Origin of the sequence: Promicromonospora vindobonensis (assembly GCF_042685865.1) — a bacterium.
Classification (GTDB): domain Bacteria; phylum Actinomycetota; class Actinomycetes; order Actinomycetales; family Cellulomonadaceae; genus Promicromonospora; species Promicromonospora vindobonensis.
This window is the reverse complement of record NZ_JBHUOG010000002.1, coordinates 726,536-752,347: the sequence shown is the minus strand read 5'-3', so window position 1 is coordinate 752,347 and position 25,812 is coordinate 726,536. Positions and strand designations below refer to the sequence as shown.

At 69.2% G+C, this 25,812-nt stretch carries 21 protein-coding genes; 13 read left to right on the top strand and 8 right to left on the bottom strand.

The window, feature by feature from the left end:
* Positions 1-193: 193 nt before the first annotated feature.
* The 6 genes from ACFS27_RS16540 to ggt all read left to right on the top strand — a co-directional run bounded on the left by ACFS27_RS16540 (position 194) and on the right by ggt (position 6,256).
* A complete protein-coding gene (locus tag ACFS27_RS16540; protein ID WP_377184984.1) occupies positions 194-1,420 on the top strand; it encodes an MFS transporter in 1,227 nt (408 codons plus the stop codon).
* A gap of 23 nt (positions 1,421-1,443) precedes the next feature.
* Positions 1,444-1,917 carry an SRPBCC domain-containing protein gene (locus tag ACFS27_RS16535; RefSeq protein ID WP_377184981.1) on the top strand — a complete coding sequence of 158 codons (474 nt, stop codon included), beginning with the start codon at positions 1,444-1,446 and terminating at the stop codon, positions 1,915-1,917.
* Entirely contained in the window at positions 1,914-2,228 is a 315-nt protein-coding gene (locus ACFS27_RS16530) for an ArsR/SmtB family transcription factor (protein ID WP_377184979.1), read from the top strand. Before ACFS27_RS16535 ends, ACFS27_RS16530 begins: the two co-directional genes overlap by 4 nt.
* Complete coding sequence (locus tag ACFS27_RS16525; RefSeq protein ID WP_377184977.1) at positions 2,228-3,076, top strand: DUF899 family protein; 849 nt, start codon at positions 2,228-2,230, stop codon at positions 3,074-3,076. Before ACFS27_RS16530 ends, ACFS27_RS16525 begins: the two co-directional genes overlap by 1 nt.
* Before the next feature lie 118 nt (positions 3,077-3,194).
* Positions 3,195-3,755: a dihydrofolate reductase family protein gene (locus tag ACFS27_RS16520; RefSeq protein WP_377184975.1), complete on the top strand. Its 561-nt coding sequence runs from the start codon at positions 3,195-3,197 to the stop codon at positions 3,753-3,755.
* 842 nt (positions 3,756-4,597) lie between these two features.
* Positions 4,598-6,256: a gamma-glutamyltransferase gene (gene ggt, locus ACFS27_RS16515; protein WP_377184973.1), complete on the top strand. Its 1,659-nt coding sequence runs from the start codon at positions 4,598-4,600 to the stop codon at positions 6,254-6,256.
* Positions 6,257-6,448: 192 nt separating this feature from the next.
* Here ggt and ACFS27_RS16510 read toward each other — a convergent pair whose 3' ends face one another.
* Complete coding sequence (locus ACFS27_RS16510) at positions 6,449-7,204, bottom strand: SDR family NAD(P)-dependent oxidoreductase (RefSeq protein WP_377184971.1); 756 nt, start codon at positions 7,202-7,204, stop codon at positions 6,449-6,451.
* 141 nt (positions 7,205-7,345) lie between these two features.
* On the opposite strand from ACFS27_RS16510, the gene ACFS27_RS16505 reads away from it, so the two are divergent.
* The 6 genes from ACFS27_RS16505 (at position 7,346) to ACFS27_RS16480 (ending at position 12,523) form a co-directional block, all read left to right on the top strand.
* Positions 7,346-8,134: a helix-turn-helix domain-containing protein gene (locus ACFS27_RS16505; protein ID WP_377184969.1), complete on the top strand. Its 789-nt coding sequence runs from the start codon at positions 7,346-7,348 to the stop codon at positions 8,132-8,134.
* A gap of 365 nt (positions 8,135-8,499) precedes the next feature.
* Positions 8,500-9,501: an ABC transporter substrate-binding protein gene (locus tag ACFS27_RS16500; protein ID WP_377184967.1), complete on the top strand. Its 1,002-nt coding sequence runs from the start codon at positions 8,500-8,502 to the stop codon at positions 9,499-9,501.
* Positions 9,498-10,262, top strand: coding sequence for a class I SAM-dependent methyltransferase (locus ACFS27_RS16495; RefSeq protein WP_377184965.1), 765 nt, complete (start codon positions 9,498-9,500; stop codon positions 10,260-10,262). The genes ACFS27_RS16500 and ACFS27_RS16495 overlap by 4 nt, the downstream gene beginning before the upstream one ends.
* Positions 10,234-11,271 (top strand): FecCD family ABC transporter permease, encoded by a 1,038-nt coding sequence (locus ACFS27_RS16490; protein ID WP_377184963.1) that lies wholly within the window; start codon positions 10,234-10,236, stop codon positions 11,269-11,271. Before ACFS27_RS16495 ends, ACFS27_RS16490 begins: the two co-directional genes overlap by 29 nt.
* Positions 11,268-12,083, top strand: a complete 816-nt coding sequence (locus tag ACFS27_RS16485; RefSeq protein ID WP_377184961.1) for an ABC transporter ATP-binding protein — start codon at positions 11,268-11,270, stop codon at positions 12,081-12,083. The genes ACFS27_RS16490 and ACFS27_RS16485 overlap by 4 nt, the downstream gene beginning before the upstream one ends.
* A gap of 179 nt (positions 12,084-12,262) precedes the next feature.
* A complete protein-coding gene (locus tag ACFS27_RS16480) occupies positions 12,263-12,523 on the top strand; it encodes a GlsB/YeaQ/YmgE family stress response membrane protein (RefSeq protein WP_377184959.1) in 261 nt (86 codons plus the stop codon).
* 84 nt (positions 12,524-12,607) lie between these two features.
* On the opposite strand, the gene ACFS27_RS16475 is transcribed toward ACFS27_RS16480, so the two are convergent.
* The 7 genes from ACFS27_RS16475 to ACFS27_RS16445 all read right to left on the bottom strand — a co-directional run bounded on the left by ACFS27_RS16475 (position 12,608) and on the right by ACFS27_RS16445 (position 24,829).
* A complete protein-coding gene (locus ACFS27_RS16475) occupies positions 12,608-12,766 on the bottom strand; it encodes a hypothetical protein (RefSeq protein WP_377184957.1) in 159 nt (52 codons plus the stop codon).
* A gap of 391 nt (positions 12,767-13,157) precedes the next feature.
* The gene (locus ACFS27_RS16470) at positions 13,158-17,855 is read right to left on the bottom strand and encodes a glycoside hydrolase domain-containing protein (RefSeq protein WP_377184955.1); all 4,698 of its coding nucleotides are present in this window, start codon (positions 17,853-17,855) and stop codon (positions 13,158-13,160) included.
* 28 nt (positions 17,856-17,883) lie between these two features.
* The gene (locus ACFS27_RS16465) at positions 17,884-18,918 is read right to left on the bottom strand and encodes a WxL protein peptidoglycan domain-containing protein (protein ID WP_377184953.1); all 1,035 of its coding nucleotides are present in this window, start codon (positions 18,916-18,918) and stop codon (positions 17,884-17,886) included.
* A gap of 80 nt (positions 18,919-18,998) precedes the next feature.
* Complete coding sequence (locus ACFS27_RS16460) at positions 18,999-19,610, bottom strand: hypothetical protein (protein WP_377184951.1); 612 nt, start codon at positions 19,608-19,610, stop codon at positions 18,999-19,001.
* Positions 19,611-19,683: 73 nt separating this feature from the next.
* A complete protein-coding gene (locus ACFS27_RS16455) occupies positions 19,684-22,323 on the bottom strand; it encodes a fibronectin type III domain-containing protein (protein WP_377184949.1) in 2,640 nt (879 codons plus the stop codon).
* A 277-nt stretch (positions 22,324-22,600) separates the two neighbouring features.
* Positions 22,601-23,203: a hypothetical protein gene (locus ACFS27_RS16450; protein ID WP_377184947.1), complete on the bottom strand. Its 603-nt coding sequence runs from the start codon at positions 23,201-23,203 to the stop codon at positions 22,601-22,603.
* A 354-nt stretch (positions 23,204-23,557) separates the two neighbouring features.
* Positions 23,558-24,829: a hemolysin family protein gene (locus ACFS27_RS16445; protein WP_377184945.1), complete on the bottom strand. Its 1,272-nt coding sequence runs from the start codon at positions 24,827-24,829 to the stop codon at positions 23,558-23,560.
* 375 nt (positions 24,830-25,204) lie between these two features.
* Between ACFS27_RS16445 and ACFS27_RS16440 the strand changes: the two genes are divergently transcribed.
* Entirely contained in the window at positions 25,205-25,645 is a 441-nt protein-coding gene (locus ACFS27_RS16440; protein ID WP_377184943.1) for a DUF6653 family protein, read from the top strand.
* Positions 25,646-25,812: the final 167 nt, after the last annotated feature.

The following is a 25,812-nucleotide window of genomic DNA, read 5'->3' as shown; positions in this document are numbered from 1 at the left end:
GCGTGCTGTCCTCCTCGGACGAGTTGGGCCGAGCAGCGCCCTGCCCTTCTTCAGCCCGAGCCCCGCGCCCAGCACCGCCATGACCGCGAAACCTCTCCGGAAGGTTGCCCGCACCCTAGACCCGCAACCCTGCGGTTGCACATGTCCCGCGATTGTGCAACCATCAAGTTGCACCTAACCGAGGGAGGACATCATGGAAGCGATCGGCAGGCCTCGCGGCGGGACCCGTGCGGTCCTGGCCGTGCTGTTCGTGGGGGCATTCGCGATGGGCAGCGCAGAGCTGCTCGTCATGGGGATGCTCGACCTGATCTCGGCCGACCTGGCCGTCTCGATCCCAGCGGCCGGCGTGCTGGTGACCGCCTTCGCGTTGGGTATGGCGTTCGGTGGGCCGCTGCTCGCGCTCGTGACGGCGCACCTCGACCGTCGAGCGGTGCTGGTCGGTGCCGTGGCGGCGTTCGCGCTGCTCAACCTGATGCCGGTACTGGTGGCTGACTACACGTTGTTCCTCGTCGCGCGGGCTGGAGTCGGAGCAACAGAGGGCCTGTTCGTCGCCGCGGCGCTTACCGCGCTGGAGGGTGTCGTGCCGCGGGATCGTGCCGGCCGCGCGATGGGCGTGGTGATCACCGGTTTCGCTGCTGCGAGCGCTCTCGGGCTGCCGCTCTCGTCACTGCTGGGGCGGGAGTTCGGGTGGCGTGCGTCGTTCGTGGGCCTGGCGGTCATCGGCGTCGGGGTCATGCTCGCCGCCATGCTGGTCCTGCCTCCGGTCCCGGCATCGAGCGCGAGCCGGACGGCCCGCGCCCAGCTGCGCCACGCGTTCGCGCCGCGAGTGCTCGCCGTGCTGGCGCTGTGCTGCCTGGTCTTCGCTGGTGTCCAGTCGGCCCTGACATACCTGGTGCCGTACCTGGGCGACGTCACAGGAGTCACCGGCCCGCTGGTGGTGGGTGTGCTGTTCGCATTCGGGGTGGCGACGACGGTGGGCTCCGCGGCAGGATCCCGCTTCGCCGACACTCACGCCGCGCGGGCGTTGCAGTGGGGGACGATCGGGCTGACGGTCTCGCTGCTCGCGATGTTCCTCTTCGGCGGGCAGGTCGTGATCACTGTGCTGGCGATCGTCGGCGTGGGACTGTTCGCCATGGGAATGGCGCCCGCCATGCAGAGCCGGGTGATGAACCTGGCCGGACCAGGAGCGGCCCTCGCCGCATCGCTGCCGGCGTCTGCCAGCAACGCCGGGGACGCAGTCGGCGCCCTGCTCGGGGGCTCCGCGATCGGGCACGCAGGCCTCGCCGCCGCCGTCTTCGCGGGAGCCGTGGTCGCGGCGACCGCAGTGGTTGCGGCCATCGCCACCGGCCGACTCCGCCCGGAGGCTCCCGCCACAGAGGCGGCCCGCCGGACCGCCGAGCCGCTCGCCGCACGTAGCTAGTCTGGTTGAGGAAGGGACGAACAATGACCGACAATCCGCTATCCATCGCCGAGCAGGACACGTTCACCGTGCGCCGTACGATCCGGATCGCCGCTCCGGTGGAGAAGGTGTGGATCGCCGTTACGGAGCCGGAGCACATCTCCAGCTGGTTCGGGCGAACGGTGCTCGTCGGGCACGGCACCGGAGCCCACGGCACGGTCGCATGGCCGGACGAACCAGCCATCCCGATCCGTGTCGAGGAGGTCGACCCGCCGCGGACCATCGCCTACCGGTGGTGCAATGACGAGGGTGCCGAGTCCGTCCCGAGCGAGGTCGACCCCGCACACTCGACGGTGTTCACCTTCACCCTCGAGCCGGTGGCCGGCGGTACACAGCTCACCGTGGTCGAGACAGGGTTCGAGACCACCAGCGATCCCGCCCGCAACCTTGAGAGCCACCGCCTCGGCTGGGACGAACAGCTGGACCGGCTGGTCGAGGCGACGGAGGCGCTGCGATGAAGGGGGCTCTGGTTCCGATGTGCGCTGCGCTGGGTGACGAGAACCGCTGGAGCATCCTCACCAGACTGGGTGAGGCTCCGGCGTCCGCGTCGACGCTGGCCGCCGCGTTGCCGATCAGCCGCCAGGCGATCGCCAAGCACCTCAGGATCCTCCAGCGGGTTGGACTGGTCGAGCCGGAGCCGGTCGGCCGTGAAGTGCGATATCGCGTGCTGGGCTCGGAACTCAGCGCCACCGCACGACGCCTCGAAGCGATCGGCACGGTCTGGGAGCGACGCCTCCTGGACATCAAGGCGATCGCGGAGGACCTCTGATGGCCCCGCGCGCCTCGGCCCTCAACGGCGCCGGCCTACCGCGGCCTGCCGACCGGACGGCCTACGAGGGCGAGATCGAGCGCCTGCGCCAGCGGGAGAAAGCGCACACGCGTGAGGCGGACGCGATCGCGGCGGCCCGTCGTCAGCTGCCGATGGTGGAGGTGGACGGCGGCTCGGAGCTGCTCGGTCCCGAGGGGTCGACCACACTGCTCGACGCGTTCGAGGGACGCCGCCAGCTGCTGGCCTACTACTTCATGTGGTGGCCGGGGCATCCGGCGGCCGACCAGTGCGAGGGCTGCACCTATTACACGAACCAGGTGTCCGATCTCTCGGCGCTGCACTCGCGCGACATCACGTTCGCGGTTCTCCTCCAGGGCCGCAACGTGACGTTCGGTCCGGCGGACGCCCGCGAGTCGTACGACGCGAGCCGGCACTACCGCGAGTTCATGGGCTGGACCATGCCCTGGTACTCCGCCCAGCCGTCCCTCGAGGAGCTGCTCCCCGATCGTGAGCTCGGCCTGTTCCACCTGGTGTGCTACGTCCGCGACGGCGACCGCGTCTTCGAGACCTACTGGACGAGCCGGCGCGGCGTGCAAGCCATGGACTACAGCTACGCACTGATGGACCTGACCGTTTGGGGACGCCAGGAATCCTGGGAGGACTCACCCGCCGGCTGGCCGCAGGACTGCACCAACGTGCGCACCGACTCCGGCGCCCCGGCCTGGACACCCACGCCCGACTGGACGGGCCGACCGATCAGCCAGTGGACCCGCCTCGACGCCGGACACGGCGACGACCTCGGGCCCAGCCACCCGGCTCCTTCGCCCGCACCGCCGCACTGCCACTGAACAACTGCTGCTGGACAGTGCACCTTCGCCATGATCGGCGCCGATGAGAAATGGCACCGTCGGCAGTCTGAGGACGGTCCGGTAAAAGCGCGCTGCACGCATCAGGGAGAGCAACGAGATGAGACCACTTCGGTATTCGATCAACGTCACACTCGACGGCTGCTGCCATCACGAGGCAGGGCTTCCCCCGGACGACGAGTCGATGCGCTACTGGACCGCTGAGATGGAACGAGCCGATGCCCTGCTGTTCGGCCGGGTGACCTACGGGATGATGGAGTCGGCGTGGCGGCTGCCTGCCACGGGCACGTGGCCTGACTGGATGGGTGAGTGGGAGATCCCGTTCGCCGAGACGATCGATCGGGCGAAGAAGTACGTCGTGTCGAGCACGCTGAGCGGGGTCGATTGGAATGCCGAGCTGGTGCGAGGCGACCTGGGGCAAGCGGTTCGGCAGCTCAAGGAGGAGCCCGGCGGGGGCCTGTGGGTGGGTGGTGTGACGCTCCCTCTTGCGTTGGCAGATCTGGGACTGATCGACGAGTACGTGTTCCTTGTGCAGCCGGTCCTTGCCGGACATGGGCCGACGTTGCTCGGCGGTCTGCGCGAGCGCATCCAGCTCGAGCTCCTGGATCGTCATGAGTTCCGGTCGGGGGCGGTCGCCCTGCGATACCGGCCCGCGAGATGAGGGGCTTGACGTGGCTGGTCCCGCACGTTGCCCGCCGCCTGGGTTTCAGGCGGCCCCTGAAGGCAGTCTTGATCTGGGGGCACTCTGGGGCACGGAGCCGCTCCGGCCGGCTGGCGGTCGCCGCAGCACTCATTGTCCTCGCCGTCGGCGCTTGCGCCTCAGGCGCGACCTCTCCCCCGCCGAACGACGTAGCGCACTACACACCCGAGAGCTGGGCGGAGGCGAAGGATCATCCGGACCCCCTTTCGTGTCGGTACCAGAGGCATGCGACACGGATGTACCGCTGTTCACCGTGAACACGTAGCGTCAGTTCCTGGTGCAGGGCGCCCGGTTCGAGGTCCATTCGCTGGCGCATCCGCAGAAAAAGGTCGCCGGATATACGTGCCGATAACCGGACACATTTTGGTGCCGTTTCACCGCAGCGCGATCTCGGTCGACGCACATGCCTGTTCCGGCGACGGCCTGACGGGCTCCAGCAGGTGCCACCTGGCCGTCGAGGCGGCCGCCCACCGAGGCAGCTGTAGGTCGCACGGCGCAGACAGGATCACCGCCGGCCGGGACAGACCATCGTAACGATGACGTCCGCGACCGGCTCATTGACGAGTACGTGACATTGACCATTATGAATAAAGTGCATTCTCATCGACTTTTTCGGCACGACCTTCCCGTCGCATTTCCGTCATGCCTCACGTAGGTTACCCGTGTCCAATCTTCATTCGAGCGCGATGAAGAGTTGATAGGAGCAGCACAGTTGTCGGCCGGTGAACTGGCGGGCGGACGCACCGCAGGAGCCGGCAGGTGCTTGGACACCCTCACGTCGTAGCCCACTCAAGGAGGCACTCATGAGCCATTCCGACGGGCCGTCTACCGGCCGCCCACCCTGTCGGGCGCCGAACGGCGTGGTCTCGACCCCGCACTACCTAGCCAGCTCCGCCGGCCTGCACGCGCTGCGGCTGGGCGGTAGCGCAGTCGACGCGGCGATCACCGCCAACGCCGTGCTCTGTGTCACCCACCCCCACATGGCGGGGCTGGGTGGGGACGGATTCTGGCTGATCGCCGACCCGACGACGGGCCAGGTCCGGGCGATCGATGCCTGTGGGCCGGCGGCGCAGGGCGCGACACTCGACTACTACCGGTCGAGAGGCGTCGTCGACGCGATCCCGGAACGTGGCGCGCTCGGCGCCCTGACGGTTCCGGGTGCGGTCGACGGCTGGCGGCTCGCCCACCAGAGATACGGCAAGCTGCCATGGGATGCCCTGTTCGAGGCCGCGACGGGCTATGCCCGCGACGGCATAGCGGTCAGCCGTTCGCTAGCAGAATCACTGGCGCGCCACGAACAGATCCTCGCCAGGACTCCCGAGGCCACGTCGATCTACCTGCCGGGCTGGCGCACACCCCGCGAGGGCGAGAAGATCCTGCAACGCGACCTCGCCCGGTCGTTCCGCGAGCTCGCGCGCCGCGGTGCACGCTCCGGTTTCTACGAGGGCAGCATCGCCGAACGCCTCGCCTCCCTGGGAGCTCAGGGCTCCCCGCTGGCAGCGGACGACCTTGCCGCCTACCACGCGCGGTGGGTCGACCCGATCTCGACCACCTACCGCGGTTATGACGTGTACGAGCTACCGCCCAGTACCCAGGGCTTCACCGCGCTCCAGCTCTTCAATCTGCTCGAGGGCTACGACGTGGCCGCCTGGGGCGACGGAACGGCCAACTACTACCACCACATGGCGGAAGCCACGAAGATCGCCTTCGCCGACCGCGACGAGTGGCTTACCGACCCGAGCTTCGTCGACATACCCCTCGACCGGCTGATCAGCAAGGGGTACGCCGACGAGCGGCGTGTCCTCATCGACCCCGAGCGCGCGCTCGACGGCGACGCGGTACCCGCTGGCATTCCGTACCCGCTGCCTCACGCACGGCTGGCGGCCAGCGGCGGCACCTGCTACCTGAACGCCGCCGATTCCGACGGAATGGTCGTCTCGCTGATCCAGTCCGTCTACAAGGACTTCGGAAGCGCCATCGTGGCCGACGACACCGGCATCATCCTGCAGAACCGTGGTGCCTTCTTCTCTCTCGACGAGAACCATCCCAATCATCTCGAGCCCGGAAAACGCACATCCCACACGCTGATGCCCGCGCTGATGATGAGAAATGGCGAGCCGTACCTTGCCTTCGGCTCGATGGGTGGCGATGGCCAGCCACAATCGCAGGCGGCCATCGCCACCCGAATCCTCGACTTCGGCTACGACGTGCAGCAGGCGATCGAAGCTCCGCGGTGGCTCATGGGCCGCTCCTGGGGCAGGCCGTCGCGCGGCCTCTCGCTCGAGGGCCGCATCTCAGATGTCACGGCGCGCGAGCTGAAGCGGCGCGGACAGCCTGTACAGATGGTCACCGACTGGGACGACACCATGGGACATGCCCAGGCGATTCGCGTCGACCGGGGGCAGGGGCTTTTCGAAGGTGGTGCCGACCCGCGCGGCGAGGGCATGGCCCTGGGGTTCTGATGCGACCTCACCGGTCCTCGAACATGACATGAACGAGAGGGCTGCTCAGTATTGCGATCCAATCGCAGAAGCCTTGAACCACACATTTCATCATCTGAGATCGGATCCCGGGGCTGTGTCCGAGTGTTTCGACGAGCGGTGAAGTGACGAGCGCGGGGTTCTCGCGCGACATGAGGGTGTCGCCCGGCATGGTCACCACGGGAGCTCTACACCGTCCCAGAGGGTGAAGGTGCCGGTCGGGCCGTCCTGCCCCAGGCGTGCGACGCGCACGATCTCGCGGCACGCGTCCTCGACCGGCTCCGTCCCCTCGAAGTTGACCAAAGCGGTGTTCGCGAACCCCGGCGAGACGAGGTTGACCTTGATGCCGGTCCCCTCCAGCTCAATCATCATGGACAGCGTCACGGCGTTGAGCGCGGTCTTCGACGCCGAGTAGACCGGCTCGAACGTCTTGTGGAACGGAAAGGCCGGATCAGCCATTGTCGTCAGCGAGCCCTGCGCGCTCGTGACGTTCACGATGCGCGCGTCCGACGACCGGCGCAGCAGCGGCAGCATCGCCTGGTACACCGCCACGACGCCGAAGACGTTCACCTCCCACACAGCCCGTACCTCGTCGAGCGAGACGACACTTGGCTGCCCCGAGGCACGGAGCTCCTCCATGCCACGGACGTCGGTGCGAGTGGTGGAGATGGCGGCGTTGTTGACAAGCAGGTCAAGCCGGCCGACCTCCTCCTGGATCCGCTCGGCGGCCCTGGCGATCGAGGCCACGTCGGTCACGTCGAGCTGGAGAGCGGTGGCGCCTTCGCCGATCTCGGCGGCCGCCTTCTCACCACGGGCGAGGTCCCGGGCTCCCATGAACACGGCGACCCCGTCGGAGACGAGCTCCTTCGCGACCTGCTTGCCCATGCCCTGGTTGGCTCCGGTGACGAGTGCTGTGCGGTTCGTGGGCACGAGGCCCTCCCTCTGTCCGATGTGGCTTGTCCGATGCGGTTGTCCACGACCACTGTGCGGGCCTCCCGGCAACCGGGGAAGGCCCGCTCGAACGTGGTACTGCCAGGACCACCCGACGGACTCGCAGGCATAATGGGGCTCATGCCGACGGGGATCAGGCCGGGCTTCGGGACGTACCTCCGCAGCCGGCGAGCCATGGTGGAAGCCCCCGAGCAGCCGGCTGCGATGCGTTCGTCACGACGACGGGTCCCGGGGCTGCGACGGCAGGAGCTGGCCGAGGCCGCCGGCATATCGGTCGAGTACTACATCCGCCTCGAACAGGGACGCGCGCCGCGTCCATCGCGGGAGGTCCTCACCGCGCTGGCCCGAGCCACCGGTCTCACGACCACCGAACAGGACCACCTGTTCCGCCTCGCGGGCGAGCTGCCGCCCGAGCCTTCCGCGCCCGGCAGCACTGTCCGGCCAGGGCTCCTGCGGCTGCTGAACGGCTTGGACGACGCGGTCCCCGTGACCGTCCACGACGGGCGGCTGGAGGTGGTCGCGCGCAATGTGGCCGCCACCGAGCTCCTCGGGCCGATCTCCGGCACGGGCCGGTACCGGCACAACATCGTGCAGCACGGCTTCACGGCCACGGCACGCCACGTCCTCGGTGACGAGGGTGCGCACCGGTACGCCAGGTGGGCCACCGCCGAGCTCCGCTCCGCGCTCGGCCGCTACCCCGACGACGAGCACCTCCGGTCCCTCGTCCGCGAGCTCTCGACGACCAGCACGGCCTTCAGGGACCACTGGTCGCAGGGTGAGGTCTCGCTGGGGCGGTCCGGCGAGAAGCGCCTGCACCACCCGACCCGGGGTTGGCTGGCCTTCCAGAGCGAGATGCTGCATGACCCCGAACGCGACCACTGGGTAGTGATCTACGCACCCACCCCGTGAACCGCGGGTGCCGACCCATTACCACAGTCACCGGCGAGGGCCCTTGAAGCTGGGCGTGGTCGGCTTGGACGAGCCGCAACGATGCGGCAGATCATCGAGTCCGTCGAGGCGACCCAGAAGTCCCAGCTCGACCTCGAACGCCACGGCGGACGCACAACCGGCGGTGTCATCGTCCGTGTCTGGCCAAGGCTCCTGACTCCGCCTACGACCGACTGACCCCTCGGAAACAACCATCTAGGGCTGATCTTGCGCCGCCCCTCCCCCGTGGGCCTACCCCGTCGGCCCGTCACCCCGCAGCCTCACCCGCAACCCGCCTCAGCTGATCCCTGTCACTCGTGGCCGATTCCAGCACCTACGATGGTCATATGCGAACGATTATCATTCCCAGCACGATGCTCGTCGTCGCGCTGTCGGGCTGCGCGGCGGCCACCGCCGCGCCGCCCGCGTCGACGTCCACCGGAGCCGCCGTCACGCTCCAGAGCTGCGGGATCGACCTCACGATCGACAGTCCCCCGCGACAGGCGGTCACGCTCGAGCAGGGCGCCACCGAGCTGCTTCTCGCGCTCGGCCTCGGCGACCGGCTGATCGGCACGAGCTATCTGACGGACGCCGTCGCCCCCGAGTACGCCGACGCGTACGCCGCCGTGCCCGTGCTCGCCGACCAGTATCCGACCGCTGAGCAGCTGCGCGAGGCCGGCCCGGACTTCGTGTACTCGATGCGCGCCTCGGCCTTCGCAGCGGACGCCGTCGGCGACCGGGCCGAGCTCGTCGACCTCGGCGTCCCGGCCTACCTCTCCGCGAACGACTGCGAGGACCCGGACCTGGTCGCCGACGAGGTCGGGTTCGACCAGATCTTCGCCGAGATCACTGACCTGGCAGCCGTGTTCGACGTCGAGAGCCGCGGCACCGAGCTGGTCGGCGAGCAGCAGGCCGTGCTGACCGAGGTGGCCGCCGCCGCCGCACAGGCCGAAGGCCTGGACGTCGCCTGGATCTACTCGACGATCAACGGCGCGCCGATCGTGGCTGGGAACGCCGGCCTGCCGCAGACGCTCACCGAGCTCGCCGGCGCAGGCAACGCGTTCGAGGACCTCGACGCCCAGTGGTCGGAGACCAGCTGGGACGAGATCGCCCAGCGCGACCCCGACGTGCTGGTGCTCGCCGACCTCTCCCGCGGTCTGACCGGCGACAGCGCGGACGACAAGATCGCGACGCTCCGCTCGGATACCGTCACCGCCCAGCTGTCGGCCGTGCGCAGCGACCAGCTCGTCGCCATCCCGGCGACCGAGATGGATCCGTCCGTCCGCAGCATCAACGCGCTCGCGGCCCTGTCCGGAGCACTGGTCGAGTACGCGGAGGTGGACAAGTGAGCGAGAACCTGACGCGCTGGGCGCGCGCGCACCTCACTGCCTGGGACCAGCAGCAGGCGGCATACATCAACCGCCGCGAAGACCGGTTCGCCGTGATGCTGGACGTCCTGGCCGAGGCAGTGCCCGCCGACGCCCTCGTGGTCGACCTGGCCTGCGGCCCCGGCTCGATCTCGGCCCGGGTGCTGGACCGGTTCCCGGAGATGACCTGCGTCGCTGTCGACTTCGACCCACTGCTGGTCGAGCTCGGTCGACAGGCGCTGTCAGGCCACGACGACCGGCTGCAGTTCCAGGAGGCCGACCTGTGGGACCCGGCATGGACCGAAGTGCTGGACGGCCGCAGGCCGCACGCCGTCCTGTCCTCGACCGCGCTGCACTGGCTGCCCGCTGACGTGCTCGCACGGGTCTATCGGGACGCCGCGAACATCCTGGAGCCCGGCGGCGTGCTGCTGAACGCCGACCACCTGCGTCAGCCGGACGGCCGGCCACTGTTCGAGGAGCTGAGCCAGAAGGACGACGCCGCGACCCAGGCACGCGACCAGGCAGCGGGTGCGCTGCGCTGGGACAGCTGGTTCGCCGAGCTCGTCGCCCACCCGCACTTCGCACCGCTGGCTCCCGAGCAGGCGCGACGTTTCGCGCACCGCCCGCCCAACCCGGACCTGAGCCTCGCCTTCCACGTGTCCGCGCTACTGGCGGCGCAGTTCCGTGAGGCTGGGCCGATCTGGCAGCACCTCGATGACTATGTCGTCCTCGCGCAGCGCTGAGCTCGCGCGGCCGATAGCCGCGACGGTCGGCACGGCGTTCGTCCTGGCGGCCGTCGTGTTCGCCGCCGTCGGGACGGGCGGCGGCGACATCACCTGGAGCGAGACTGCTCGCTCGCTCGGTGCACACCTCGGCCTGCCCGTCGCCCCTTTGCCCGCGCTCGTCGACTCCGTGGTCTGGGAGCTGCGCGCGCCACGCGCGCTGCTCGCGGCCGTGGCCGGTGCCGGCCTGGCCACCTGCGGTGTGGTGCTCCAGGCCGTGACGCGCAACGCCCTCGCCGAGCCCTACCTGCTGGGCATCTCCTCCGGTGCATCGACCGGCGCGGTGCTCGTGCTGGTCACCGGCCTGGGCTCGGGCGCCGTGTCACTCGCCGGCGGCGCTCTCGCCGGTGGCCTCGCGGCGTTCGGTCTCGTGCTGCTCCTGCTCGGCCGCAACGCGGCAGGCGCCGACCGCCTCGTCCTCACCGGCGTGGTCGTCGGCCAGCTGTTCGCGGCCCTCACGTCGCTGGTGCTGCTCGGCTGGGGTGACGCGGACGCGGCGCGGGGCCTGACCTACTGGCTCACGGGCTCGCTCGCGGCCGCGCGCTGGCCCTCCGTCCTGCTGTGCACGACCGTGGTCGGCGTCGCTCTGCTCGCCCTCCGCCTGATCGCGTCCGACCTCGACGCCTTCGCCTTCGGTACCCGGACGGCGGCCTCGCTCGGGGTTCCGGTCGCGGCGGTGCGCGCCGTGGCCCTCGTCACGACGGCGGGTGTGACCGCCGTCGTGGTGTCGAGCGTCGGGGCGATCGGGTTCGTGGGGCTGATCGTGCCCCACGCCGTCCGCGCGCTCGTCGGGCCGCTGCACCACCGGCTGCTGCCGGCCAGCGCGGTGGGCGGAGCGGTCTTCCTCATGCTCGCGGACACGGTCGCACGGACGGCGCTCGCCCCGAAACAGCTGCCCGCCGGGGTCGTGACCGCCCTGCTGGGTGTCCCGGCGTTCCTCCTGATCCTGCACCGGAGGGAGCGCCAGTGAGCCCCGGCGCGGCGGTCCCCGCCCGCGGCGTCCGAGCGGTCGAGATCAGCGGACACGGCCTGACGGTGCGCGTGCGCGGCCGCACGGCGCCGATCCTCGACGATGTCGAGTTCACCGCACCCGCGGGGTGCGTCACCGGGCTGGTCGGTCCCAACGGCTCCGGCAAGTCGACGCTGCTGCACACGCTCGCGGGGTCGACCTCACCGCAACGCGGGGTGGTGTGGCTCGACGGCCGGCCCTTCGGCAAGCTGCCTCGGCGCGAGCGCGCCCGCACGGTCGCCGTCATGGAGCAGAACAGCGACTCGGACACCGACCTCGCTGTCGCGGACGTCGTCGCCCTCGGGCGACTGCCCCATCGCGGTCGCATGGCACCCGCCGGCCCGCAGGACGCGGCCGCGTGCGCTCGCGCCCTGGACCTCGTCGGCCTGACGGGGACAGAACAGCGACGCTGGCGCACCTTGTCCGGCGGTGAACGCCAGCGCGTCCAGGCGGCTCGGGCACTGGCCCAGGAGCCGGCCGTGCTGCTGCTCGACGAGCCGACCAACCACCTGGACGTACAGCACCAGCACGAGCTGCTGTCCCTGCTCGCCACCACCGGTCTGACCGTGGTCGTGGTCCTGCACGACCTCGCGCTCGCGGCGCGCTACTGCGACCGGCTCGTCGTCCTGCACGAGGGACGCACGCACGCAGCGGGCCGCACCCACGAGGTGCTCACCGCCGACACGCTCCGCACCGTCTTCGGTGTGCGGGCAGACGTCTCACGGCACGCGGAAACGCTGCGCGTCGAGGTGCTCGGCTCCGCCGGGGACTGACGGGCGCGGGGTCCTGGCACTGACTGTCCGTGGCTGCACGCGAAGTTCGCGGCGACACCGAGCAGGGTCGCATGTGGCTGGACCCGCGCCTGATGCCGGCCCCATTCCGAGTGGTGAGCGGCAGCCGTTTCTGGAAGCGTGACTTGTCATAGCGGCTGACGAATGGAGGATTGATACCCATGATCGGGTTCATCGTCGCAGGTCTGGTTATCGGCGCCCTGGCGCGGCTCTTCAAGCCGGGCAAGCAGAATCTGGGACTGTTCGCCACGCTCCTTCTCGGGCTGGTCGGGTCGGTGATCGGCGGCGTCGTCGCCAACCTGCTCGGTACCGGGGACATCTTCGAGCTGAACGTCCTGGGCTTCATCGTCGCGGTGATTGCAGCCGTCGTGCTGATCGGTGTGGCGGAAGGGCTGGCCGGCCGTCGCAAGGGAGCCGCCTGACGGTGCCCGTACGGCCCATCTACCGGGTCCTCGACCCGCGACGGTCCACCAGGGCGCGCCTCCTCATCGGTCGCTGAGGCGCGCCTAGAGGTTGCTGAAGATCCAGGTGGACGGCGCGTCGTATCCCGTGAGCCCACCCGGCTGGCTGCATGCCCCCAGGTCGAGCGTCACGAACGTGACCACCTGCGTGAGCGTCGATCCGGCAAGAGCTCCGCTGGTGATCGGCCCGGTGACGGTCAGCACGTAGGTGCCGTTGACCGTCGTCGAGGTCGAGGACCACGACCAGGCCCTCCTCCAGCGTCATCGTCCAAGAGGCGCTACCCGAGACGGAGCAGCTCGTGAAGACCTTCAATCACCTCGGCTACCACCAGGTGAAGAGCTCCCCCGACCCGCCGGAACCCTCGACCGCACCGCTCTCGCCACCGCCGGCGACCGTCTGACCTTTCACGTATCAGCTGCCGCGCTTCGGCTCGGGTGGCGCCCGATCCGTTCCGCGACCGAGATGGTCTCGTCAGAGGTGTACGCGCTACGGGTTCCCGAGATCGACATCCCCGCCGCCGCAAGCGTCTTGAGCGGGTACGGCTGTGGCACCTCGCGCGCGTCGACGGGCACCTCAGCCGGCCGGCGGCAGCGCTTAGCCCGCACCTGGATAAGAGGCGATCTTGTCGGCCATGACAGTCTCATCGCCGACCTGCCCGGTGACGGTGACCTTCACCTCGCCGGCCGGGATGGACGCCTGGCGCGAGTTCATCGACACATTGGCCGACGCTCCCGGCTGCACCGCGGTGAACGACTTCCTGCCATAGGTCGTCTCCACCTCCAGGTCGAGGGCGGTATCCGCCCCGTTCGTCACCGTGACGGATATGTACTGCTTCCCCGCCAGGGCGCGCGTCGTGGCGGACACCGACACCTGCCGGACGGCCCTCCACTCGAGCTGACCTGTTGCGACGTCGAGCACGCGCTGCGCTTCGTCGGCCTCGTCCTGAGTCGTCTGGTCGGCGACGGCGATCCGCTTCGCCTCGTCGAGCGCGGCGCGGAAGACGGCGAAGTCGATGGAGACGTACCGGTCCTCGCTCGCGAGCAGCGGTTCGGCGTCGTCGATGGCCGCGTTCAGGCCGGTGAGGTCGACCTCGGTGACCTCCTGCGGTTCCGGGCCGAGCTCGAACCACTGCAGGTTTGCGACGTAGTTGAACTCCTGACCCGTGACGGCGTCCGCTCGCATGACGACGATCAACGTGTGCGTGCCCGAGACCGGCTGATCGAGTTCCGCGGTCGTCTCCACGTAGTTGCCCCACCCGCCGGTCTTCGACAGGTCGATGGTCCCGACCCTCGTCGCCTCGCTCACCTCGTCGAGATAGAACTCGAGTCGGCGGTTGTCGCCCACGCGGTCGTCGCGGGTGGATGCGCTCACCGTGACCTGGGTGAGGGGATCCTGGCCCAGATCCCGGCCGTCGTAGGTCAGCCGGCCACCGTCCCAGGTGCCGCCGACATTGCCGGCGGGCGGCTCACCGCCCTCCTTCTTCAGGCCGTTGCCGTTGTCGGCGTCATAGGTCTCGGCTTCGATCCGCACCGGTTCGGCCGTCTCGGGACCGTCCTCGGCCGTCTTGACGAACTGCGCCCGGTCCACGTTCGCGACCCACGAGTTCGGTCGGGACGGGTCGGGCGTACCGCCGAAGACGAAGTAGATCCGGTTCGATCCGTCGAGCGCCTCGGAGTGGTCGATCGTCGCCTCAGTGGTGACGTAGTCGTTCCACCCGTCGGTGGTCTCCAGATCGACCCTGGCGGCGACAGGACCGTCCACGGCGCCGACGCGCACCTCGACATGTTCGTCCGTAGCGCTGTCGTCGGGGTGGTTGGCGTAGCGCAGCTTGACGCGCTTGGGGAGCTTCCCCACGAAGTCGATGCCGTCGTACGCGATCCAGGAACCGACCTGGACGCCGCCGATGTTGCCGTTCTCGGGGCTCAGCCTCCCGCCGGAGGAGTCGTCGAACTCCTCCGCCTCGAGCACCCGGTAGGGCGTCCCCGTGATCTGCAGGGCGTCCGCCGTCCTCGTGAGCCGGTCGAGCGCCGCCCGGAGGTCGTCGTCCGAGGCCGACTCGTTCGCGAGCGTCTCCGTCGCCGTGTCGCGGGCCTTCTCGAATGCGGAGAAGGACGCCGAAGAGTAGGCCCCGCGGACGACGAGCTCGGCCTCGGCCAGCAGCGCGCTCAGCTTCTCGCGCCACCTCTGGTCCCGTTCGATCGTGATGGTCGCCAGGCCCGAGATCCCGTCGCCGCGGACGCTTGCCGCCGCCGCTGAGTCGAAGGCGGCGTCGGCGAGGTCCAGGCCGAAGGTCGCGTGCTGCGCGTCTCCGAGCGAACCGGTCAGCCGGAGCGTCACCCTGTGCGCGTCGTCCAGGACCGCGGTCGCTGTCACGCTCTCGGGGAGACCAGGAAGTGCCAGGGCGCCGTCTGCGACGAGATCGCGCCCGTTCGCCCCTGCGAAGCGTGCGCCGCTCAGCGCGAGCGTCGCGGAGACGTCGACCGCACCGTCCGCCGCCGCCTTGAGCCGAGTCGGGTCCATGCTCAGCGTCGCGTCCTCGAAGTCCACCCTGAACGCGAACTCGCGGGTGCCGGTCGAGGGCGCGCGCGAGAAGGCCTCGTCGGAGATCGCCACCGTGAGGTCGTCGATACCGTCGAGCGCCCCGGAATGCTCCGCCGAGCCCTCGAGCGACAGCTTCACGCGGCGGTCTCCCGTGCGTTCTGCTACGAGGGTCAGCCCTGGGGGCACGTCGGCGGCGGTGATGGCTTCCGAAAGACTGCCGCCGTCCGCACCGGCGAACGTGCCGTTCGCGAGGCTCAGGTCGATGCTGTTGCCGATCGATCCGTCACCGGCCCGCGCCTCGGTAAACGTCCGCGACGACACCGAGACGGCGCTGACGGGGTCGTAGACCGAGCTCGGCAGCTCGTCGCTCAGCGACGGCGCCACGACCGAGTCGGAGGCCCAGCCTGAGGCCTCCTCCCCCATCCGGAAGCTCAGCTCGCCCCCGGCGGTGAGCTGGTCGTACGTCAGCCAGGTGCGTTCGAACCCCTCGCCGTTCAGGGTCGCCGACTGGATGTAGTAGGCGTCGGGCGACACCCCGTCCGCGGAGATGTCGAAGGTCCGGCCGGAGGGATAGCTGATCCGCACGTTCTCGAAGAACGGCGTGCCGATCTGGTACTCGTCGGATCCGGCGGCCACCGGGAACAGCCCCAGTGCGGCCGCCACGAAGGTGGACGACATCGTTCCGGTGTCGTTGTCCATCGTGGGCAGGAAGCCCTGCGGATCGTTCTTGAACACCCTCGTCCTCACGGGCGGGGTGAACTCGCCGCCGCCTGAGGGCGCCTCGTGGGTACTGCCGGTCGCGATGTAGCGGTTCCACGTCTCCTTGGTGTAGATGCTCCGCACCCAGTGCTGGGTCTTCGCAGGGGCGCCGACATAGTTGAACAGGTACGGCCCCTGCAGGTCGATCTCGTTCGCGTTGGCGTGCAGCATGCGCTTGCCGTCATCGGGCGCCTGCTCGCCGAACATGAAGCTGAGCGCCTCCCGCGTGGTCTCCTCGCCGCCCATCTTGTCGATGAGCCCGCCCATGTCGGCCGCGGCGTACCAGTGGTACTGCCACAACGTGCCCTGGTAGAGGTTCGCGGCTTCGAACCGCTCCGGATCCGCGCCGATCCAGGCGCCGTTCGCGTCCTTGGGGAAGATCAGCCCGGTCGTGGTGCCGTCGGCCAGGGTGACGGCGTCCGACTTGAACAGGTTCGTCCAGTTGGCGGCGCGCAGGCGGTACTGCTGCGCCTCGTCCACCTTCCCGAGCGAATCGGCGATCGTCGCCATGGCCCAGTCGTCGTAGGAGGTGCCGAGCGTGTCGTCGACCTCGTTCGCGATGTAGCCGCGGCGTGCGTTCCCCTCGTCGGCGTAGCCGCCCTGCGACTGCGAGACGAGGGCGGGCCACGCCTGGGCGAGGCCGCGCAGCTCTGCGCCCTTGGCGATCGCGTCGGCGACGACGACCGCGGCACGCTCGAACCGCACGGTGGGCACGGAGTGGGTGACGTTCGACAGGGATCCCTTTCCGGTGCTCGCGAACGATCCGTAAAGATCGACGACCGACTGGGCCATGTCGCGGAACACCTCCGGGTAGCCGATCGCGAGGATCTCGTACTTGCGGAAGTCGTCCCAGAATCCCCAGCCGTCATAGTGCGTGTAGCCGTCGGCCTGATGCACCTCGCCGTCCAGGCCGCGATACGTGCCGCTCGTGCTCGTCGCGTTCACCGGGGTCCCGAACATGCGGTACAGGTGCGTGTAGAACAGTGTCTGCAGCTCGCCGTCCGGATCGCTCGTCCCGGATGCCGTCACGGCGAGCCGGCCGAGGATCTCGTTCCATGCCGCCCTCGTCTCCTCGCGCACCTGCTCGAAGGAGCGGTCCCCCATCTCGGCAGCCAGGTCGACCTTCGCCTGCTCGACGCTGATGGGCGAGACAGCCACCGTGAGCCCGACCTGCTGCCCCGCGTCCACCTCGAAGTCGAGGACCGCGCCGATGTCGGTGCCGTCGCGAAGCGGTTCCTGGGAGAGGCCACCGGACCCACCCCAGGTGCGCACACCCGCCGCCGGTACCGTCGTCTCGACGTAGTAGTGCATCTGGTAGTCGTACCCGTTGAAATGGCCGGTGAAGTCGCCCGAGAGCGCGACGCGTCCGTCGTCCAGTGTCTCGTAGCCGAGCGTGGCGCCCCTGCGGCTCGTGAAGTTGTTACGCAGGTCGACGACGAGAGAGGCGGTTCCTGCCGACGCGAAGGTGAAGCGGTCCTGTCCCGTGCGCACGTCGGTGGTCGCCTCGGCGCGGATCGCGCCGGCGTCGGTCGTGAGGTCGGCGGCGTAGTACCCCGGCTCGGCCTCTTCGTCCGCGTGGCTGTAGTCCTTCGCGTACGTGCCGGTTCCCGGACGGCTCGTGTACTGCTGATACGTCGGCACGACGAGGAGGTCGCCGCCTGCGCCCGAGCCGCCGACGCCGTTGAGATTGGTGTGCGTGAAGCCCGCGATCTGGTCCTCGGCGTAGTCGTAGCCCGAATGAGAGCGGCCCGGAGCCGTCATCGGATTGATCTTGACGATCGAGTTCGGCGCTTCCGCACCGACGAGGTCCTGACCGAAGTCGTCCTCGGTCGAGACGAAGGGGTTGACGAGGCCCGCGTAGTCGGTCTCGTCCGCCACCGCAGCAGCGGCGGACGGTTGGTTACCAGGGGAGACGCTGGAAAGACCGGCTCCGACCAGCGCGACGGCCGCGACCGCGGCCGTCAGACGAAGAGTACGAGATGCGAGGGACATGACCAGTCTTTCTCAGGATCGGGTGGTGTCAGCTGTGGTGGTGTGGGACGGCCTCGGCCAGGGCCTCTTCGCGCGCCTCTTCGCGCGCTTGTGCGACCAGCTGCTCGGTCCGTCGCTGATCGCGACGACGGCGCCAGACGCTCCAGGTCGTCAGCAACCCCGCCAGGACCAGGACGAGGAGCTGCGGCCAGGGCACGGCGAGAACTGTCGTCTGCGCGCTCCCGCGCTCGGCGCCGTCGAACGAGAGCTCGTCGGAGATGGGGAGGGGCTGTGCCACCACGGTCACGTCGTAGGCGACGAGTGGCCAGGCGTCCGGGAAGCGGACGGTCCCGTGCCGCGTCTCCCCCGGCGCGATCTCGACGATCTCCTCGCCCCGCAGGGTGAGCTCGCCGAGGCCGAACGGGCCGGACAGGGAGATCTCCGGCCGAGCGTTCAGGCGGGCGTTCCCCGTGTTCTCGAGCTCGTACGCGACCTCGACCGCGCCCGGTTCGAAGGGATTCGCGTTGCCTGTGTAGGACGCCGATGCCGTGAGGCCGAGCGAGGGCGCGAGCTCGCCCAGCACGCGCGTCATCACTCGGAACCCCACCCGCGACTCGACGGCGACCTCGCCTCCGCCCGTCGAGCGCACGCTCGCGGCGACGCCCGCGGCGTGGTCGCCCGGCTCGGCGTCATCAGGAACAACCACCGTGAACGGCACGACCTCGGCTGCACCTGCGGGGACGGTCACGCTCTCCGGCAGCTCGATCCATGTGCCGGCCGCGACCGACTCCTGGTGGGAGGGAAGCATGTTGAAGCGGCCGTTGTCGGTGAAGTATCCGTCGGCGGAGGACAGCTGGAACTCCACCGCGTCGTCGCTGTGGTTGGTGACGACCATGTGCTCGGTGCGCGACTGGCCCGGATCCGCCGCCCACTCGACCCAGGCACGACCGTCCTCGCGGTTCTCGTCGCCCGGGCGCACCGACCACGTCACGACGTCGTCCTCCGCGGCGGTGGCAGGCGCGGCCACCAGCGCCGAGGCGGCGACGAGCGTCAGGACGGCGAGCGGGACGAGTGGGTTCTTCACGGGACGAGCTCCTGGGATCGGGGCAGGGCGACGAGAGTCGGGCGGGGAGCCGGAGGCGTGCTCCGGTCTCCCCGCCGACGTCACTCGAACAACGACAGGGTGATCGTCGAGGAGTAGCTTCCGGCCGCCACGTCCGCCGGGACCACGAGCTTCAGGTCCGCGGCCGCGCTGAACCTGCCGCCCCCTGCATTGGCGTCGGCCGACTCCGCGAGGTACAGCAGCTCCTGGTCGCGCAGACCCGGCTCCGACGGAGCCACGTCGCCGCCGACCTCGACGAAGGGCTCCCCCTCCCCCTCGCCCTCGACCAGCTGCGGCGACCAGCCGAGGTGGCTCGCCTCGATCGTGCTCTCGCCCCGCTCGTCGTGGAAGTCGCTCGCCGTGCCCATCACGTACCAGAAGGCGCCGGCCGGGATATCTTCCGGCGCACGTGTGTCGGTCACCGTGACCTTCGGCAGCGTGCCCGTGAAGACGCGCTTCAGATCAGTCGACTCGCCCTCCGTGAGGGCGGTCGAGTCGCTCTCGACCGTCATCGCGAGGGATCCCGGGCCCGTGAGGGGCTCGATCTCGACGTCGACGTCGACGCTCTGGGTGTTCTTCTCGTCGTCGGCCATGGCCGCCGAGCCCGCCGACGCCAGCAGGGCGGCGCCGAAGGCGATCATGCTGCCACGCAGCATGAGGGAGTTCTTGTTCACGTCGTTCTCTCCTCGTTCCAGGTTCTCTCTCGCGAGGCCGCACGGCGTCGCGCGATATTTCAGGGGCGACGGCTCAGCCGGCGGCCGGGTAGGAAGCGGTCGTCGAGGTCGTCACCGTCTCGCCGCCGACCCGTCCCGTGACGGTGACCGTCACGTCGCCGGCCGGGATCGCCGCCTCACGCGAGCTCATCGACACGCTCGCCGACTTCCCTGGCTGCACCGCGGCGAACGACTTGGCTCCGTATGCCGTCTCCACCACGACATCCACCGGGGCGTCCTCGTTGTTCGTCACGACCGTCGACACGTACTGCGTGCCCGCCAGCGTGCGCGTCGACACGTCCACCGACACGTCCAGGTCCGTCGTCGCGTCCGCCTTGGCGAGCACGACCTCGTCCACGACGCTGTTCACCGGGCTGGCGATGCCGTTGGCCTGGCTGCGCAGGGTGCGCACCGTGAGCGTCTCGTCGGTGACCTCGATCGCCGAGTAGTTGCGCACCTTCTCCTGGTTGATCACCGAGGCGAACCACGCCTCGGGTGCGCGGGTGTCGTAGTACTTCGAGCCGCTGGCCGAGTTCGCCGTGACGTACAGCGCCTCGCCGTCCTCGGCCTCGACGCGTTCCTGGCCTGCGACCTCGGTCGGGTCGGCGAGCTCGCCGTCCTTGATCAGGTAGCTGCGCGTGTAGTTGTGGTCGTGCCCCATCAGCACCATGTCGATGCCCAGCTCCGAGATCTTCGCCGGCATGTTGTTGCGCCGATCGATGATGTCGCCGTCGCTCGTGTGCGCGGCGACCGAGTAGATCGAGTGGTGGAAGGCGAGCACCTTCCACTTCGCCTTGGGGCCCTGCTCCGCGATCACCTTCTCCATGAAGGCGTTGTGGGAGGCGAAGTCGCGGCTGTTGGAGTTGATGTTGAGGAACAGCACGTCCTTGTAGAGGAACCAGTAGTCGCCGCCCGACGACGTGCCGTTGGACGCCTCGCCAGACTCCAGGTCCTCGTTCGGCACGTTGAAGTGCTGCTCGTACGCCTTCGAGCCGACGTCGTGGTTGCCGTTGGTCACGACGAGCGGGACGCTGCGGACCTGCTCCGGCTTCAGCAAGGTGTCGTACTCGGCTTCGCTCGAGGCGTGGTCGACCTGGTCGCCTGCCGAGAACAGCATCTCGGCGTCCGGATAGGTCTGCGTCGCGACGTTCAGCGTGTCGATCCAGCCTGCTTCGTCGCGCGCGAGGTTCCCGGAGGCGCCCACCTGCGGATCGCCGAAGAACAGGAACGAGAAGTCGCCCGCGAAGTCCTGCGTACGGAAGGTGTGGACGTCGGACCAGCCCGTCTCCTCGCTGCCGACGCGGTAGGCGTACTCGGTGTTCTCCTCGAGGCGGTCGAAGGTAACGTCGCGGAAGAACTCACCGCTCGTGGTCGCGCCGCTCTGCGTCACCTCGACCGTGCGGGCCGATGCGGGGAAGACGCCGTCGACGACGTCCGCCGCCTCCGCGAGCTGCGCGCCCTGCGGCACGTCGACGTTCGAGTACCACGTGAGGTTGCGTTCGGCCTGGGTCGCGCCGACGTGGAGAGCGATGTCAGCGATCTCCGGTTCGGGAGCCGGGCCCGTCGGGGCCAGCGACGTCAGATCGAGATAGATGTCGCTGCTGGTCTCGCGGTCCTGGTAGAGCGCGACGGCGATGGTGTTCCCACCGGGCTCGAGCGCGTCCACCGGGATCGTGAACGTGCTGGTCAGGGGGTCGCCGTTGCTCGCGCCGGCGTAGGTCAGGTTCTGGTTCGCGGCCTCGTCCACGCGGGCGTCCACGAACCCGGCGACCTTCTCACCGTTGACGTAGACGCGCACGGCGTCGTCATAGGTGATCGTCCCCTCGAGCGACTCGAGCTGCGCGAGCTGCGCGTCCGAGATCTCGAACTCGTTGCGCAGGTGGTAGGTCGGCACGGTGTTCCGCGAGCCGTCCAGCGTGTACTGCAGCAGCGTGTTCGCGACGAAGCCGCCGCCGAGATCCGCTGCGCCTCGCTTCGATCCGAAGGGCCCGACGGCCTCCGTCCACGCGGAGTCGTCGAAGTCGGCCGTCGTCCAGGACAGCGAGCCGTCACCGGACGGATCCGTGCCGTCGTCGGAGTACATCCAGGCGTCGGCAGTCGTGAGGAACGTCTCGGGCAGCGGCTCGGGGCCGAACTCGAGGTAGTCGAGGTTGCCGACGTAGTTCGGGTAGCTTCCGCTCTCGCCCGGCTTGGGGTCGACGTGCATGACCACGATCACCTTGTGCTCGCCGGAGACCTCCGTCAGCAGGTCCGTCGTCGTCTCGCCGTACGAAGCCCAGTCGCTGCCTGTCGCCTCCAGCGCCATGGTCGCGACCTTGTTCTCGGCGCTCTTCTCGTCGAGGTAGACGTCGATCGACGGGTTCACCCCACTGCGGCTCTCGTTGACGATGTAGCGCAGCGTGAGCGCAGCGTGAGGAGTGGTCCCGAGGTCGACATCGTCGAACCAGATCTCGGAGCCGTTGTAGGTGTTCTTCACTCGCGACCCGCCCGAGGCACCGGCATCCGATTCGATGCCGGTGTTCATCACCCGGCCGTCGATCACGTCGCCGTTGTTGCTCCCCGTGTACGTCTCGGCCTCGATGCGGACCGGCGTCACGCCGACCTCCGCGGACGGCGCAGTGGAGGTCTCGTCGGCCGCCGCGGCGGGGAGTGAGGGGGCGAATGCTCCCGCCACCAGCGAGAGGAGGGCGAGGCCCGCAAGCCCACGCCGCCCGCTCCTGTGCTTACGCGAATCGCCGACCGGAGTCGGCGACGCTTTGGTCTTCAGCAAGAGGTCACACGCCAATCTTGAGTTTTTGTGCAGCAGGATGAGAGCGCATCCATGACGCCCGACCGTCACCCTGCTCACCTCAAACGACTCGGTCGAGACGATCCGATGAACAACAGGTGCCATACAGCGGAAAGATGACGAAACGCTGTCTCGCGCGATGTCGACGCACCCGGTTCGACACTCAGCCCAGGTGCAGGACAGCGCCGGTGATGCCGTCCTGGATGCTCGCCAGTCCCGCTTCGAACGCATCCTCACCGCGTTCCTCGGTGATGCTCGCGTCGTCGAGCTCCCCGTCTGAGCTGGCTGCGGATCCGCGAGAGGTCGCACCGTCCCAGACCACGGCGGCGACGTTGTCGGTCGGCTCGGCCAGCTGCGCGCCGACGATGAGGAACTGCTGGTCGAGTCGCTGCGCGCTCTCGAAGCTGAACACATCCACGACGCCGTCCCCCAGACCGACGATCAGATCCGGCCGCATGGCGAGAGCCCGATCAAGGGCCGCACCGACCGGGTCCTCGCCGTCCTCATCGACGGGAAACTCATGCAGGTTCGCGCCGTTCTCGGAGACCACTGCCCTGGAGGCCGACAGCAGGGCCGCGGAGGCCGCCGAGGCGTCAGGAATGATCGCGGCGATCTGGTACCCGTCCAGACCGGAGATCGATGCGGGCGGCGCCTCGATCGTTCGCCCTGGCTCAGGCACGATCTCGTGTGCGGCACCCGTCGGCTCAGGCACCACGTCGTCGCTCGCCGAGCACCCCGACGACAGCGCGGCCAAGGCCACGAGCACCGCAACGCCACATCTGATTCGCCTATGCCTCACCGCGGCAGTGAAGCCCAGCACGATGATGCGCCGGTAGCCATCAGGTGTCCGGCCGGCGAACGCGCGCTCGAACGGCAGAGCGCCCCCATCCGCCCCACCGAGCCGAGGACACCGCGCTCTTGGACGGCGTCCTCGCAGCCGGTCGTAGGACCGGGGAGTTGGGTGATCTCGACTCGGTCGTTCCGCCTTCGCCTCGGTCACGATCGTGCTCTGGCCCCGAAGCGACCGCGTTGGTTCGGCGTGCAACCGTGAACATTGCGACCCCGCACCGGCGCGGTCGATGGACGCATCGGGACGGCGAGCAGCGGAATGGCCGGCAGGTCAGCTTCGCCGCACCGCCTCCAGCCGGGTCAGACGCCGACCCCGTACTGCGGTGACGACCAGGTCGAGCCCCTCGACCTGGACGGTGTCGCCGACCTCGGCGACCCTGCCGAGGCGGCTGACGACGTAGCCCGCGACGGTCTCGTACGGACCGTCGGCCAGCCCCACCCCGGTCTGCTCGGCGAACTCCTCGATGGTGATGCCGGCTTCCACGCACGTGGTCCCGTCGGCCGCGGCGGGTTGCGCGGCCTCCAGCGTGTCATGCTCGTCGCGGATGTCGCCGACCATCTCCTCCACGAGGTCCTCGAGCGTGACGATCCCATAGGTGCCGCCGTACTCGTCGACCACCACGGCCAGGTGACGCCGTTCCCGCCGCATCAGTGACAGCGCCGGGATCAGGTGCGTGGTGGTCGGCAGGTAGAGCATGGTGCGCGTCAGCTCGCGCACCGGCGTCGTGCCCGCGACCCCGAACAGGTCCCGGACATGCAGGACGCCGATCACGTCGTCGAAGTCCGCGCCGGTGACCGGGTAGCGCGAGTACGGGCTGGCCTGGACGAGCTCGAGCACCTCGGACACCGGCAGGTCGCCGGCGACGAAGGTCACCTCGCCGCGGGGGCGCATCACCTCGCTGACCGACCGGTCGGCGGCATCGAAGACGTCACGCAGGATGCGACGCTCCTCCTCGGGCAGCCCTTCGTGGGCCACCACGACGTCCCGCAGCTCCTCCTCGGACATCTCCTCGGAGGTGGCCCGCGGGTCTCCGCCGAGCAAGCGCACCACCGCGTTGGTGGACACCGACAGCAGCCACACCACCGGGCGCATCAGGGTCGCGAACCGGTCCAGCGGAGGTCCGACGGCCAGCGCGACACTCTGGGAACGCTGGAGCGCGAACCGCTTGGGGACCAGCTCGCCGAGCACGAGCGAGAGGTAGGCGATCACCAGCGTCAGCACGATCAGCGAGAGGGTCTGTGCGACGTCGTCGGGCATCCCGAGGCCCATGAGAACGGGGGCAAAGTCGGGGGCCAGCGTCGAGGCGCCGTAGGCGGCGGAGAAGAATCCCGCGACCGTCACGCCGATCTGGACGGCGGCGAGGAACCGGTTGGGGTCCCTGGCGACCGCGGCTACCCGGGCCCCGCGACCGCCCTTGGCCTCCAGGCGACTGATCTGGCTCCCGCGTAGTGAGACCAGGGCGAGCTCCGTGCCGGCGAAGACGCCACCGACCAGGATGAACAGCAGCACGAGCGCGATGTTGACCCACGTGTCCTGGTCCATCAGACGCCCACCTCCCGCATCCGGCTCGGGCGGTGGGCGCAGGGACTGTGTGCGTCATCCATGGCGACGAGTACATGGGCCGAGAACTCATGTGTCAAGCCGGGTCACCCAGCCGGCCACACCCCCGCGGGACGTGGCCGATGGTGCCGAGGCAGACAGATCCAGCCGCCTCGCAGCTTTGCCCGGGACAGCCTGGCGCACCTACCCGCGCCGATCCGCCCGCCCCGACAAATACGACGAGAACCTACAGCCGTCCTGCCCGCCACCAGCGGCCTCTGCGCCGGTGCCGGACGGCACATAATCCGGTGCCGGACGGCACATAATAAGGAGCAGAATCCAGACTTGTGCGACCAGCAGGGCCGGAAGGAGCCGTCCATGGAGGACTGGCGGAAGGTCAAGCGGGTGGTGTTCGCGCGGCACAGCAATCCGTGGAGCATGTGGACGAGGTGGGCGAGCACACCGTTGATGCTTGTCCCGGTGTGGCGACGTAGCCGTCGCGACGCCGCCCTGGTCGGCCTATGGATGGCAGTCAACCCGGTGGTGTTCAGGGAACCCGCGCACGACCGGGCATGGGCGACCCGGGCGGCTCTTGGTGAGGAGCAGTGGATCGCCGAGCGGCCGATGGACGCCGCGCTGGCGGTCAACGTCGCCGCGACCGCCGCCCTGCTGGTCGCGATGGTCGCCGCTCATCAGCGCCGCGCAGTACCGGCCGCGGCAGCGACAGCACTGGAGATGGGGCTCCTGATGGCGTACTGGGAACTGATGTCCCGCTACTACGACCGCAACGGTGGCGTGAGTCGAACATCCCGGCCATGACGCTCGGCTCCGCAGCCGGGCGCAGCGCTGGCCGACCCCGACGGCGGGCAGCGCTGGGTCATCTACGACGAAGCATGGCGCCTCATGGCGACGCTGGCTCCGCACAACGCGCACGTTCCCGCCATTCCGCACTCAGTATCACTACGTTTCTAGATTCAGACTGTTAC

Excerpts from the sequence above, each read along its gene's own strand:
- ACFS27_RS16540 (WP_377184984.1), top strand. The coding sequence starts at position 194 with ATGGAAGCGATCGGCAGGCCTCGCGGCGGGACCCGTGCGGTCCTGGCC.
- ACFS27_RS16535 (WP_377184981.1), top strand. The coding sequence starts at position 1,444 with ATGACCGACAATCCGCTATCCATCGCCGAGCAGGACACGTTCACCGTG.
- ACFS27_RS16530 (WP_377184979.1), top strand. The coding sequence starts at position 1,914 with ATGAAGGGGGCTCTGGTTCCGATGTGCGCTGCGCTGGGTGACGAGAAC.
- ACFS27_RS16525 (WP_377184977.1), top strand. The coding sequence starts at position 2,228 with ATGGCCCCGCGCGCCTCGGCCCTCAACGGCGCCGGCCTACCGCGGCCT.
- ACFS27_RS16520 (WP_377184975.1), top strand. The coding sequence starts at position 3,195 with ATGAGACCACTTCGGTATTCGATCAACGTCACACTCGACGGCTGCTGC.
- ggt (WP_377184973.1), top strand. The coding sequence starts at position 4,598 with ATGAGCCATTCCGACGGGCCGTCTACCGGCCGCCCACCCTGTCGGGCG.
- ACFS27_RS16505 (WP_377184969.1), top strand. The coding sequence starts at position 7,346 with ATGCCGACGGGGATCAGGCCGGGCTTCGGGACGTACCTCCGCAGCCGG.
- ACFS27_RS16500 (WP_377184967.1), top strand. The coding sequence starts at position 8,500 with ATGCGAACGATTATCATTCCCAGCACGATGCTCGTCGTCGCGCTGTCG.
- ACFS27_RS16490 (WP_377184963.1), top strand. The coding sequence starts at position 10,234 with ATGACTATGTCGTCCTCGCGCAGCGCTGAGCTCGCGCGGCCGATAGCC.
- ACFS27_RS16480 (WP_377184959.1), top strand. The coding sequence starts at position 12,263 with ATGATCGGGTTCATCGTCGCAGGTCTGGTTATCGGCGCCCTGGCGCGG.
- ACFS27_RS16470 (WP_377184955.1), bottom strand. The coding sequence starts at position 17,855 with ATGTCCCTCGCATCTCGTACTCTTCGTCTGACGGCCGCGGTCGCGGCC.
- ACFS27_RS16445 (WP_377184945.1), bottom strand. The coding sequence starts at position 24,829 with ATGGACCAGGACACGTGGGTCAACATCGCGCTCGTGCTGCTGTTCATC.
- ACFS27_RS16440 (WP_377184943.1), top strand. The coding sequence starts at position 25,205 with ATGGAGGACTGGCGGAAGGTCAAGCGGGTGGTGTTCGCGCGGCACAGC.